Genomic DNA, 12988 nt, shown 5'->3' with positions numbered 1-12988 from the left:
CCTTAGTCAGAAAGCGGTGATGCGCTCCATCGCGGCGCGGAGATCTGCGACCTGGCCCAGAGCGGCGCGGTTCAGCACCGCCGAGACCGCAGGCGCCGCAAGCCCCCCCGTGACGCGCAGGATCTCATAATCAAGGCTGTCAAAGAAGCGCGATTGCAGCCCATCGGCCCAGCTCGCCCCCATGGAAAGGCCGCGCGCGGTCTGCTCGGCCAGGATCACCCGGCCGGTCTTTTCCACCGAGGCCCCGATGGTCTGCCAGTCGAGCCCGTTCATATCGAGATTGCGCAGATCAATGATCTCGGCATCAATGCCGCTTTCATCGGCGGCCCGCAGCGCCTGGCCGACCATGACCGAAGTGGCCAGCACCGTGCAGGCACGTCCCGCCCGCACCACCCGCGCGCTTTGCAGCGGCAGGCAGAAGCTGCGGTCGCCCTGAGGCACCTCATGCTCTTCCTGGTAAAAGGCGCTGTGCTCGAGGATCACCACCGGATCTTCGCAGCGCAGAGCCGTGTTCAGCATACCGATATAATCAAAGGCCGTGGTCGGCGCAAAGATCCGCCAGCCGGGGAACATGGCAAACAGCGCCGAAGGATCAGAGCTGTGCTGCGAGCCATAGCCGGTATGCGGCGAGACCCGCACCCGCAGCACCAGCGGCACCCCAAAGCCCGAGCCGAACATATGCCGCAGCTTGCCCGCGCCATTGGCGATCTGATCGGCGGCCACGAGGCAGAAATCGCCAAACATGATCTCCACCACCGGACGCAGCCCGCAGAGCGCGGCCCCCACCGCTACGCCGGTAAAGCCGTTCTCTGAGATCGGCATCGGCAGCACGCGGTCGGGCCAGGTCTCCAGCGCGCCTTTGGTAAAGCCCGAGACGCCGCCGCGCATCTGATGCACATCCTCGCCCATGACCACGATCCGGGGATCTGCGGCCATGGCCGCCGCCAGGGTCTCAGAGGCGGCAGTGACGAATTTGATCCGCTCGGTCGGCAGGCCCGCGAGATCGGCGTGATCGAGAAAGCGCGCGCCGTCAAATTCGCTCAGATCGCCCAGAATGCCGTCGTCCACCGTTGCGGGATCGGGCCAGAGAGCGGCGGGGATGCGCAGGACATTGCTGCCCGGCACCGCTTCGGTCAGCGCGGCGGCCGCCGCCGTCACCCGGCTGAGCATCTGCGCATCGAGGCGGTCCAGATCCGCCGCGCCGCAAAGGCCCAGCTCCAGCAGACGCCGTCTCGCCAGATCAAGCGGGTCGCGGGCGCGCCACTCGGCCTCTTCCTGCGTGCTGCGATAGCCAAAATCGCTGCCCGCGCGGCTGCCCGACTGGTGGTAAAAGCGGTAGAGCATCGCCTCGATGACCACCGGGCCCCCCTCTTCGCGGATGATGCGGCGCGCCTCGCGCATGGCGAGATGCACCGCCACCACATCCATGCCGTCCACCTCAATCGACGGGATGCCCAGCATCGCGCCGCGCGCGCTCATCCGCGTCTCGCGGGTGACGTCCGAGATATGGGTGGAGACGCCGTAGAGGTTGTTTTCCACAAAGAAAATCGCCGGAACGCTTTGGGCGGCGGCGATATTCATCGCCTCATAGCTGCCGCCGTTCTGCGCCGCGCCATCGCCAAAGAAGGTGACCGAGACCGCATCGCGACCGAGCAGCTTATCGGCGAGCGCATAGCCCACCGCCTGGGGCGGATTGCCCCCCACAATCGCCGAGGTGCCCACCACCCCTTCGGCGGCCGCCCGCATATGCATAGAGCCGCCGCGCCCGCCGCAATAGCCCGGTGCCAGCCCCATGATCTCGGCCATAAAGCGGGTGATGGCCGCATCCATGCCCGGTGTGAAGGCATCCTGCAACGGATCCCAGCCGGGAGGGGTTTCGCAGTTCACCAGCTTCATCAGCACCTGGTGGTGGGCGCGGTGGGTGCCGTTGATCTTATCTTCGCGGCGCAGCACCGACATGGCACCGACCGCCCCGGCCTCCTGGCCGATGCTGGCATGGGCGGGGCCGTGGATCAGACCGGCCTTCTCCAGCTCCAGCAGTTTCTCTTCAAAGCGGCGGATCAGCAGCATCTGGCCATACCAGCGCAGCAGCTCCTGCGGAGCGATGCTGCGCCAGTCGGCCAGATCAGCCTCCAGTCGGAACCAGGCAGGCGCGGGGGCCAGGGGGATCTGTCGGGCCATGAAGTCCTCGGTCGTCTGAAAGGTGGGAAAGGCTCAGGAGCGCGCGCGGCGCATCTCGCTCAGGATCGCGCCAATGGCGCGGGGGTATTCAAGATGGGGCAGATGCCCGCAGGCGTCAAAAGCATGAAGCGCCACCCGCCCCGGCAGATTGCGGGTCGACCGGAAAGGCAGGATACGGTCATCGCGCCCGAAGATCACCCGCGTCGGAAGGTCCAGCGCGGCCAGATCATCGCGGATCGACCAGGCCTGAGTGGCATCGGGAAAGACCCGCGCGGCAAAGCGCTGCATCGCCGCCGTGAGGCCGGGATCGCGGCGGGCCTCTTCGGTGGCCGACAGAAAGGCGGGGGTGATGAGAGACGGATCATGGACCAGCTCCTGCAGCCAGGGCTTCAGACTGGCGGCGGTGGCGGCACGCAGAACGCCTGCGAGAAAGGCCCCGTTGATCTGCGGATCAAGCCCGGCAGGCGCGATCAGCGCCAGACCCCGCAGATCACATTGCCCCCGCGCCGCGATCCGCGCCGCGACCAGCCCCCCGAAGCTGTGACCCACCATCAGACAGGCGCCGACGCCCGCCGCCTCCAGCGTTGCCTCCACCCCGGCAGCGATCGCATCGGGATCATCGGGGCAGAGGCGATGAGAGCCGCCATGGCAGGGCAGATCCAGCGCCAGGACCGGAGCACGGATCTGCGAGGCGGCGAGGAACCCGCGCCAGGCGTTCAGATCCGCGCTGAAGCCGTGCAGCAACACCAGCGGCAGGCCCTCGCCCTCGCGCAGCCAGCGATGATTGAGAATGTCTGCCCCGGACGTGCGCGCGCCACCGGGGATGGCCTCTGCCGTCCTGACCGGCTGACCGCGCCCGACATTGGCCAGCAGCGCCTGCACATCGCTGCGCTGCACCCGCCCGCGCGGGCCACTTCCCGCAAGCCCCTCGAGTGAAAGCCCGTTTTCACGCGCCATACGCCGCGCAAGGGGCGTGGGATTGGGCGCGCGGCCCTCCCCCTGCCCCGGTGCGGGCCGCGCGGGGACCGCGGGGGGGTGCACCCCCTCCGGCGCGCCGGGCTGCGGCGCGGGCGGAACCTCCGGCCTTCCCTCGCCCGCGAGGAGGATCTGAGCGACTGTCGCGCCGACCTCCACCGTCTGACCCTCGGCGATCCGCGCGATCAGGCGTCCGGAGGCCGGGGCCTCGGCTTCCACGGCGGCCTTGTCGTTTTCAATTTCAAAGATCACCTGACCTTCGGACACCTCCTCCCCTTCGGCCACCAGCCAGCGGCTGATGCGGCCGGTGACTTCTTCCAGTGAGACTTTAGGGTAGAGCACCGGCACGGGCATGGCAGATCCTTCAGCTTTCGACCGACGGCGAGATTCGGTTCATTTTCCCGAATTTTCCATCATTAAATTCGAAATGCAAGAACTCTCGCTCCGGGCCTCCCTCACAGCAATCCGGTGCAGGTCCGGTTGCAGGCCAGATATATCGCCGCCCTCCAAGATCGTCCCGGCGGGGCGACACAGCCCTGCAGTATCCGAAAATCAAAATTATTTTCATTTATGTTGACGCCTGCCCGGACCCCCGTCAATAGTTTCAAAGCAGGTCCGCGCGCGCCAGGCCGGGCCTGCGGAGGCCGAAGGGAGGGGCGGATGACAGGCTATATATTGCGCCGCCTGCTGGCGATGCCCTTCCTGATCCTGGGGATCATCACTCTGACCTTCGCGCTGACCTCGGTCACGCGCGGCGATCCGCTGGCGGGGATCATCTCAGACCGACAGATGACAAACCCTGAGGTGGTGGCCGCCGCCAAGGCCCGCTGGGGCCTCGATAAATCCCTGCCAGAGCGCTATGTGACCTATTTGGGAAACCTTATGTCCGGGGATATGGGCACCTCTTTCATCACCCGCCGCCCCGTCGCGCAGGATGTGATGGCGCGGCTGCCCGCCACGCTGGAGCTGGTCACGGCCGCGATGATCTTTGGCGCTGGTGCCGGGATCACCCTCGGCGTGGTGGCGGCGGTCTGGCGCAATACCATTGTCGATCATCTGGCGCGGCTTCTGGCGCTGATCGGAGCCTCTATCCCGGTGTTCTGGATGGGACTGGCGCTGCTGTATCTCTTTTCGGTGCAATGGGGCGTGCTGCCGGGGCCGGGGCGGCTGGATCCACGGGCCACGACGCCGCCACAAGTCACCGGGTTTATGACCCTCGACACTCTCATTGCCGGGGATCTGCGGCTCTTTGGCAATGCGCTTTATCATCTGCTGCTGCCGGCGGGCGTGCTGGGCTGGTCGGTGGCGGGGACGATCTCGCGGCTGGTGCGGGCCAATATGATTGAGATCCTGCACCGTGAGTTCATCACCACCGCACGCGCCAAGGGCGCCGGAGAGCTGCGCGTGGTGCTGCGCCATGCGCTGCGCAACACCCTGGTGCCGACGCTGACGGTGATCGGCTATTCTTTTGCCTATCTGCTGACCGGGGCGGTGCTGACCGAGACGATCTTTTCATGGCCGGGGATGGGCTCTTATGCCGTCTCAGCCGCGCGGGGGCTTGATTATCCGGCGATCATCGGGGTGACCATCGTGGGCGGGGTGATCTTTCTTATAACCAATCTGGTAACGGATATTGCCTATGTCATTGCCAATCCGCGCGTGCGGCCGGGGTAAGCCATGAGGGCCGCCGCGAGATCCTTTGCAACAGGGCCGCTCCGCCCGCGCTGGCTGAAGCTGCCGATGGCCTGCGGGCTGGTCATCCTTGGCTTCTGGCTGCTGGCGACCTTCGCCGCACCCCTGATGGCGCCTTATGATCCGCTGGATCTGGCGGGGCGGCGGTTGCAGCCCCCCTCGGCGGCGCATTGGCTGGGGACCGATGCGCTTGGCCGCGATGTCTGGTCGCGCACGCTGCACGGGGCGGTCCATTCGCTGCCGCTGGCGCTGGCGGTGGTGGCGACGGCCGTGGCGATCGGGGCCGGGCTTGGGGCGCTGGCAGGCTATATGGGCGGGGTCTTCTCGGGCGTCATCATGCGGCTTGCGGATGTCACGCTGTCCTTTCCGCCGATGCTGCTGGCCATGGCGGTGGCAGCCTCGCTGGGGCCTGGGCTTGGCAATGCGGCCATTGCCATGGTGATTGTCTGGTGGCCGGTCTATGCGCGGCTGATGCGCGCCCAGGTCCTGGAGGTGCGCGAGCGCGAGCATGTGGAGGCCGCGCGCGCCGCCGGAGCGGGGCGCGTTCGGGTGCTGACACGCCACATTCTGCCGCTCTGCTGGACGCCGGTTCTGATCAGCGCGACGATGGATCTGGGCCAGGTCATTCTGCTGGCGGCCTCGCTGTCCTTCATCGGCCTTGGGGCCACGCCGCCGACGCCGGAATGGGGAGCGATGATCTCGGACGGCGCCTCGCAGTTTTATTCCTGGTGGGTGGCGCTTGGACCGGGTCTGGCGATCCTCAGCATTGTGCTGGGCTTTAACTTCATCGGGGACGGCCTGCATGATTATTTCGACCCGAGGTCCGAATGAGCCACACGCCGCTTTTTGAGGTCAGCGACCTGCGGGTCAGCTTTGGTCGCGGGGCCGCCGCCCGCGAGGCGGTGCGCGGCCTTTCGCTGTCGCTTGCCGCCGGAGAGGTCCTCGGCATCGTCGGCGAAAGCGGCTCGGGGAAATCGCTGGCCATGCTCTCGGCACTGGGGCTGAACCCGGAGGGCTCTGAAGTGCGGGGCTCGGTGCGGTTTCAGGGCCGCGAGATCGCGGAACTGCCGCGCGCGGCGCTGCAAAAGATCCGCGGTGCGCAGATCGGGATGGTTTTTCAGGACCCTTTGTCCTCGCTGAACCCGGTGATGCGGGTGGGCGCGCAGATTATGGAGGCGCTTTATCTGCACAACCCCCGCCTCACCCGCAGGGAGGCTGAGGAGCGCGCCACTGAGCTTTTTGAGCGTGTCGCAATCGCCCAGGCCCGCGACCGGCTGCGCGCCTTCCCGCATGAGTTCTCCGGCGGGATGCGCCAGCGGGTGATGATCGCCATGGCCATCGCCAATACTCCCGCGCTGCTGATCGCTGATGAGCCGACGACGGCGCTCGATGTGACGGTTCAGGCGCAGATCATGGAGATGCTGTCGGACCTGCAAAAGCGGCTCAATCTGGGCCTGGTTCTGATCACCCATGATCTGGGCGTTCTTGCCGGCTATGCCGACCGGGTGGCGGTGGTCTATGCGGGCCAGGTGGTGGAACAGGCCCCGGTGCATGCGCTTTTTGCCCGGCCGGCGCATCCCTATACCCGCGGCCTGATGGCCGCCAGCGCCGATCTGAGCCAGCCCGGAGAGGCGCTTTACTCCATCCCCGGCACCCCGCCGCCGGCAGGACCGCTGCCGCCAGGCTGCCCCTTTGCGCCGCGCTGCGACCGCGCCGGGGCCATCTGCCGGGAAACACCGCCCCCCCTGCGACGCGCGCCCGACGGCGCGGCAGAGGCCCGCTGTCATTTCGCCTGGCAGGACGGGGAGTGCCGATGACCGAGCCGTTGCTTCAGGTGCGCGATCTGCGCAAATCTTACCCCCTGCGCGGCGGGCTGATCTTTGATCGCGTGATCGGAGAGTTGCAGGCGCTGAGCGGGGTGTCATTTACCCTCAACCAGGGAGAAACACTCGGGCTGGTGGGGGAATCGGGCTGCGGAAAATCCACCCTCGGTCGCTGTCTGCTGCGCCTGATTGAGCCGACGGGGGGCGAGACGCTCTACCGGGGAAGCGACATCAACCGGCTTTCTGCAGCCGGGATGCGCGCGCTGCGGGCGCAGATCCAGATGGTGTTTCAGGACCCCTATGGCTCGCTTCACCCAAGGATGCGGATCGGCGACACCATTGCCGAGCCTTTGCGCCTGATGCCGCTGAGTGCCGGAGCGCGCAAAGACAAGGTGCATGAAATCCTGACGATGGTGCGGCTCGACCCGAGCTATGCCGAGCGCTATCCCCATGCGCTTTCGGGCGGACAGCGCCAGCGGGTGGCGATTGCGCGGGCCTTTGCACCGGATCCGGATCTGGTGGTGCTCGATGAGCCGGTCTCGGCGCTGGATGTATCGGTTCGGGCCGGGGTGCTGAACATGCTGCGCGAGGTGCAGCGGCAGAAGGGCACCGCCTATCTCTTTATCTCGCACGATCTGTCGGTGGTACGCCACATCTGTGACCGGGTGGCGGTGATGTATCTGGGCCGGATCGTTGAACTGGCCCCGAAAGCGGCCCTTTATGCGACCCCGCGTCATCCCTATACCGAGGCGCTTCTCTCGGCCGTGCCGCGCGCGGATCCCGTGACCGAGCGCGGCCGCCAGCGGATCATTCTGCACGGCGAGGTGCCGGGGCCAATGAACCCACCGTCGGGCTGCCCCTTTCGCAGCCGCTGCCCGAAAGCCACCGATCTTTGCGCGGCAGAGCGCCCTGCCCTGCGCGATCTTGGTCACGCCCATGCCGTGGCCTGTCATTTCCCGAGCCCCGCTCCCCTCGAAGAGAAGGTGTAACCCATGCAAAAGCTGCCGCTTGAAGGCATCCGCGTGCTTGATTTCAGCCGCGTTCTCGCCGGTCCCTGGGCCAGCATGTCGCTGGCGGATCTGGGCGCTGAGGTCTGGAAGGTCGAACACATCAGGGGCGGCGATGACACCCGCGCCTGGTCGGTGCCCAGCCATAAGGGGGTCAGCACCTATTATCTTTGCGCCAATCGCGGCAAGCAAAGCCTGGCGCTGGATCTGAAAACCCCTGAGGGTCTGGCCATCGCCCGCGATCTCGCCGCCAAAGCCGATGTGATTGTTGAAAACTTTCGCGCCGGCACCATGGAGCGGCTGGGCCTTGGCTATGACGCGCTGCGCGAGATCAATCCGGGGCTGATCTTCTGCTCCATCTCGGGCTACGGACAGACCGGGCCGGAACGCGAGCGGCCGGGATATGACTTCATCATGCAGGCCGAAAGCGGGCTGATGGCGGTCACGGGTCCGGAAGGTGGCCCCCCGAGCCGCCTTGGCGTTGCTTTTACCGATGTGGTGGCCGGGATGCATGCGACGCAGGGGATCCTTGCCGCGCTCTATCAGCGCCGTGACACCGGGCAGGGACAGCATCTGGATGTGGCCCTTCTCGATTCCACCCTGAACCTGCTGATCAATCTGGGCACCGGCTATCTGAACGCCGGGGTCGAGCCTGGCCGCTACGGCAATGCCCATCCGAGCGTGGTGCCCTACCAGCTGCTCGACACCGCAGACGGGCAGTTCGCGCTGGCGGTCGGCAATGATCGGATGTTCCGGGATTTCTGCAACAAGGTCATAGGGCGTCCGGACATGGCGACCGACCCTGACTATGCCACGGCCGCCGCAAGGGCGCGCAACCGACCCGCGCTGCTGGCGCAGATCGGCGAGGTGATGCTGACGCAAAGCTCAGCGCACTGGCTTGCGGCCTGTCGCGCGGCGGATGTCCCCGCCGGTCCGGTGAAATCCGTGGCAGAGGCGCTCTCTGCCCCTTCGGTAACAGAGCGGGGTGTGATCCGCACGCTGAGCCACCCGCATCTGGGGGATCTGCGCGTCATCGGCCCGGCACAGGGACTGGCCGCGCAGCACGAGGCCGACCGGGTCGTCAAAGCGCCGCCGATGCTGGGCGAGGACAGCGCCGATCTGCTGCAGCGCGTCCTTGGCCTCTCACCTGAGCGGATTGAGGCACTTGCCCGGGCGGGGGTGGTCGGGATCTGGCAGCCACCGGCAGGCGGGGCTCTGTAGCGGCACCGCTGAGTTCGCACTGGTGCGCAGGCCACAGAATCGTGAAGGGTATGGGATCACGATTCGTCCTTTCAACGCTTTTGGCGGCCTCATCCGCAGCGGATCGGGGCGAAATCAGGAAGCGATGTCGCGAAAAATCTGTCGGCCTTAGCGCTTAATCCGTTGAAACTGCGGGGCAATACCAGGAAATCTCCCCCGTCAGAAAACGATTGATAGGTGACAACACATCGTGCAATGTGTACTCACGCTCAACAGCGATAATAGAGACGGGCAGCGTGAAGACGCGCAGAGGTCCGCAAGAGGCAGTGATGACGCAAACAGCAGGCCTGCACCAGACCGCCGACCCGGCAGCATCCGGGGTCGGCGCAGAGACTTTGAACCGCTATGCCGAAGCGCTTGCCGCTTCGCTTGATGAGGAAATGCGCAAGGCCTATCGCCCGACCGAGCGCAAAACCCTTCGCAAGTTCACCGTCAGCGAAGTCGCTGATATGACGGGAATTTCCGCCTCAAACCTGCGCCAGCGCCACAACGACGGCTCCTTCCCGGAAGTTGAGACCGACGCCCGTGGACACCGGCTTTATTCGGCTGAAGAAATCCTTCAGCTGCGCGAAATCATGTATCGCACCGGTAAAAACGGTGAGCTTTACAAGCCTGGCCGCCGCAGTGACGACGAGATGCAGGTCATCTCGGTCGTCAATTTTAAAGGCGGCTCGGGGAAAACCTCCACCACCATCTCGCTGGCACACCGCTATGCCCTGCGCGGCTATCGGGTGCTGGCGATTGATATGGACCCTCAGGGCTCACTTTCGACCTTTTTTGGCTTTCGTCCCGAGATCGACTTTGAGCAGGACGACAGCCTGACGATCTATGATGCGCTCTGCTATGACGATGCAGAGGCCGAAACCTCGCGGCGTCCGATGCGGGATGTGATCCGCAAGACCTATTTCCCCAATCTCGACGTCGCCCCCGCCAGTCTGATCCTGTCGGAATATGAGACCGAGACCGCCAATGCGCTCGCCGGAAATGCCGCGGGCCTGCCGCGCCAGTCAATCTTTGCGGTGCGGCTGACAGAGGCGCTTTATGGTGTGCGCGATGATTATGATCTGGTTTTGATCGATTGCCCGCCGCAGCTGGGCTTCATCACCCTGACCGCGCTGGCGGCCTCGACCGGGCTTTTGGTCACCGTAGTGCCGGGCATGCTTGATATTGCCTCAATGAGCCAGTTTCTGAAGATGGCCGCAGGCACGATGACGGCGATTTCCAACTCGCTCGGTCAGACCCATGAGTGGGATTTCGTGAAATTTCTGATCACCCGATATGAGCCGTCCGACGGCCCGCAGACCCAGATGGCCAGCTATCTGCGCCATATCCTTGGCAAGCAGGTGCTGATCAACCCGATGTTGAAATCGACCGCGATTTCTGATGCCGGGATGACCCATCAGACCCTCTATGAGGTTGATCCAAAACAACTTGTCCGCTCAACGCTTGAGCGGGCATTAAAGAGTTCCAATGCGGTTGCTGATGAGATCGAGGCAATCCTTCAAAATGTCTGGGGTCGCGAATGGCACGCAAGCTCTTCGGTATGATCGAGGCCGGCGCAGCCGGTGTTGTTGATAAAACCAATCCAAATTTGGACCAGGGACCGAATTCCGGTGCCGGTCGGATGATGTCTGTGAACCGCCTCAGCAGCGGGCTGATGGATCTGACGAATAACTCCGTGCGCGAGATCGCCTTGGATTCAATCATCGCCTCGGACATCAAAGACCGTATTGCGCTGGATGATCCGGGCATCCAGGATCTGGCCCGCGCGATCGCCAAACACGGTCAGATCGTACCGATCATGGTGCGCCCCCTGCCCGACCGTCCCGATCGCTATCAGATCATCTACGGCCGCCGCCGTCTGGCCGCCATTCGGCAGCTTGACCAGGCGCAGACCATTAAGGCCATCATCCGTCACGTTAAGGATGAAGATGCGGTGATTGCCCAGGGCCAGGAAAACAACCTGCGCCTTGATCCGTCTTATATCGAGAAGGCACTCTTTGCCCGCAGCCTTCAGGAGCAGGGCTTTGACATCACCACAATCGGTGAGGCGCTGAATATCGACCGCTACTCAGTGTCGAAATTCATCAAAGTCGCCGAAGATACCGGCGAAGATGTCATCAGCCTCATTGGTGCGGCCCATGAAATTGGCCGCAGACCCTGGCGTGAACTCGGTGATCTGGTTCAAAGTTTCGGACCAGAGGCCGCAGCCCATATCGCCCCGGCCCTTGAAGCGCTCGATGACAGCAATGATCGCTTCCGCACCGCTTTGACCCGGCTGAAGGCTGCCGTTGTGCAGGAACCGGACAAAACTGCGCCAAAGAAGCCGGCAAAAGCGATTTCAGCCCGGGATTTCCGTCTCGTTGGCAAGGAAGACGCCCCGCAGATGACCTATCGCGGCAGCAGCCGTCAGATTGCGCTGAGCATTGAGCGCACTGCCAACAAAGATTTCACAGACTGGCTGGATCAGAATATCGATCAGATTGCCATCGAGATCCAGCAACGCTGGAAAGCCGCGCGTCAGCCCTGACGCATCCCAGTCCCGTAACCCTCAATTCAGGAGCACGATCCCAGAGCAGAAAAGAGCCCCCCGAAGTCACCCCCGGAGAGCCCTGATCAACGTGTAGCAACCTGATCTAGCAGCCCGGTTTAACAAACGTCAAGCCTGCCTTCGTGCGGGACAAATGATTTGTACCATTTTTCTGTCACGCCTGTGTTACGGCGGACGGAAAGCGACTTCGTATGGCCTGCGATGCCCTGCCGTGATGACATATGTTTCACAGCCCTGCCCTGCATTCGGCGCCGCGCCGGATGCCCTGCCCTGTCATGCCCAAAACCTCCGAAGAGTTCTGGCCAATCTTTCGCGATCTGGTCGAAGCGCGCGAGCATTTCAACCTCGCGCGCCCGGTGCTGACCACGCTGCGGGCGCTGATCAGCTTTATGGACCAGGGCTGCATCGTCTTTGCCGGGAACCGCAAGATCTGTGAGCGTGCGGAAGGTATTTCACAAAGCTCGCTTCGCCGCCATCTCACTGCGTTGATCAGTGCGGGCCTGGCCCGACGGGTCAGCAGCCCCAATGGCAAGCGCTATGCGCTGCGCACGGAGGGCCTTGATGATCTGATCTTCGGCATCGATCTTACCCCGATGCGTGAGCTTGCGGATCAGATCGCCGACGCCGCTGAGATGCAGCGTAACAAACAGGCCCGTATCCGGCACCTTCGTAAAGAAATGGGCGCCCTTCTCTATCAATGCACGCTTGTGGGCCTATCAGAAGATCAACTGACATCCTGGCGTCGGGATTTGCGCCGCAAGCTGAGCGTAAATTGCTTTGAGATCCTCATTGCTGAGATTAAGGCCGTGCTCCACACCCTCAACGGTTCCACTGAAACAGCAGGCAAAACGCATGTCAGTGACAGTCAGAATGACTGCCAAATTGACACTACAAAAGAAAGAATCAAGATTGTTATAAAGCCTGGTTCTGAAACTGACTTTGATCTCATGGCCAAAGCCAGACTCTTTGCCCCAGAGGCATTGGATCTGCTCCAGAATGCTATGAATGAAGATCTGAATCTTACCGGGCAGGTTCTCGGAAAATGGATCGGCGTGCCCGCGTCACTTATCGAAAGGGCCAGCTTCAGCATCGGTGCACCGATGACGGTGATGAGCCTGCTTTTGGTCATTCAAAACATTGACCGTATCCGCAACCCGGCAGCCTATTTTTCTGCAATGACACTTAGCAATCGTCGCGAGGCCTTCCTACGCTCAATGAGCGGGCCGAAGGTCGGCCTTAAGCACTGAAGCCGTGCGGATAGAAGCGGTGGGTTCAGCGGCTCACTGGAGGCCGAGTGCAGGTATAATGATCAGTATGGGATCAAGGCCTAGGTGTTCAGTCCCGGCATCTGGTGGATCGGATTTAGGATCAATTTTTCCGGCTCTGAAGTCCGGATTTTGCAGATGCCTTCGTAAGGCGTGAGGCCGTTCAGGGTCTTCAGGCGGCGGGCTAGTTGTAGGCGGCCATGTCGTCGCCGAGGTGCGCCCTGAGCGGCTGAT

General features: G+C 63.6%; 10 protein-coding genes and 1 pseudogene. 8 read left to right on the top strand and 3 right to left on the bottom strand.

Annotation, left to right across the window (positions count from 1 at the left end; all coding sequences use genetic code 11):
* Positions 1-6: 6 nt before the first annotated feature.
* Together EG244_RS06840 and EG244_RS06835 are read right to left on the bottom strand one after the other, a co-directional pair.
* A complete protein-coding gene (locus tag EG244_RS06840) occupies positions 7-2181 on the bottom strand; it encodes an alpha-ketoacid dehydrogenase subunit alpha/beta (protein WP_124964268.1) in 2175 nt (724 codons plus the stop codon).
* A gap of 33 nt (positions 2182-2214) precedes the next feature.
* Positions 2215-3510 (bottom strand): acetoin dehydrogenase dihydrolipoyllysine-residue acetyltransferase subunit, encoded by a 1296-nt coding sequence (locus EG244_RS06835; RefSeq protein ID WP_124964267.1) that lies wholly within the window; start codon positions 3508-3510, stop codon positions 2215-2217.
* 306 nt (positions 3511-3816) lie between these two features.
* On the opposite strand from EG244_RS06835, the gene EG244_RS06830 reads away from it, so the two are divergent.
* From EG244_RS06830 to EG244_RS06795, 8 genes are all read left to right on the top strand, one after another.
* Entirely contained in the window at positions 3817-4830 is a 1014-nt protein-coding gene (locus EG244_RS06830) for an ABC transporter permease (protein WP_124964266.1), read from the top strand.
* A 3-nt stretch (positions 4831-4833) separates the two neighbouring features.
* The gene (locus tag EG244_RS06825; RefSeq protein WP_124964265.1) at positions 4834-5679 is read left to right on the top strand and encodes an ABC transporter permease; all 846 of its coding nucleotides are present in this window, start codon (positions 4834-4836) and stop codon (positions 5677-5679) included.
* Positions 5676-6665 (top strand): ABC transporter ATP-binding protein, encoded by a 990-nt coding sequence (locus tag EG244_RS06820; protein WP_124964264.1) that lies wholly within the window; start codon positions 5676-5678, stop codon positions 6663-6665. The genes EG244_RS06825 and EG244_RS06820 overlap by 4 nt, the downstream gene beginning before the upstream one ends.
* On the top strand, positions 6662-7660 hold the full coding sequence (locus EG244_RS06815) for an ABC transporter ATP-binding protein (RefSeq protein ID WP_124964263.1): 999 nt from the start codon (positions 6662-6664) through the stop codon (positions 7658-7660). Before EG244_RS06820 ends, EG244_RS06815 begins: the two co-directional genes overlap by 4 nt.
* A 3-nt stretch (positions 7661-7663) precedes the next feature.
* Positions 7664-8899 (top strand): CaiB/BaiF CoA transferase family protein, encoded by a 1236-nt coding sequence (locus EG244_RS06810; protein WP_124964262.1) that lies wholly within the window; start codon positions 7664-7666, stop codon positions 8897-8899.
* A gap of 308 nt (positions 8900-9207) precedes the next feature.
* The gene (gene repA, locus EG244_RS06805) at positions 9208-10485 is read left to right on the top strand and encodes a plasmid partitioning protein RepA (protein ID WP_124964261.1); all 1278 of its coding nucleotides are present in this window, start codon (positions 9208-9210) and stop codon (positions 10483-10485) included.
* A gap of 77 nt (positions 10486-10562) precedes the next feature.
* The gene (repB, locus tag EG244_RS06800; RefSeq protein WP_199737837.1) at positions 10563-11468 is read left to right on the top strand and encodes a plasmid partitioning protein RepB; all 906 of its coding nucleotides are present in this window, start codon (positions 10563-10565) and stop codon (positions 11466-11468) included.
* A gap of 296 nt (positions 11469-11764) precedes the next feature.
* Positions 11765-12736 (top strand): helix-turn-helix domain-containing protein, encoded by a 972-nt coding sequence (locus tag EG244_RS06795; RefSeq protein ID WP_158617259.1) that lies wholly within the window; start codon positions 11765-11767, stop codon positions 12734-12736.
* Between the two features lie 80 nt (positions 12737-12816).
* Here EG244_RS06795 and EG244_RS20865 read toward each other — a convergent pair.
* Positions 12817-12988 (bottom strand): annotated as a pseudogene (locus EG244_RS20865) (IS481 family transposase); the annotation flags it as partial.

This window comes from Falsigemmobacter faecalis, from assembly GCF_003863335.1.
GTDB lineage: Bacteria > Pseudomonadota > Alphaproteobacteria > Rhodobacterales > Rhodobacteraceae > Wagnerdoeblera > Wagnerdoeblera faecalis.
The sequence above is the reverse complement of the archived record's forward strand: the minus strand, read 5'-3'. Positions and strand labels throughout refer to the sequence as shown.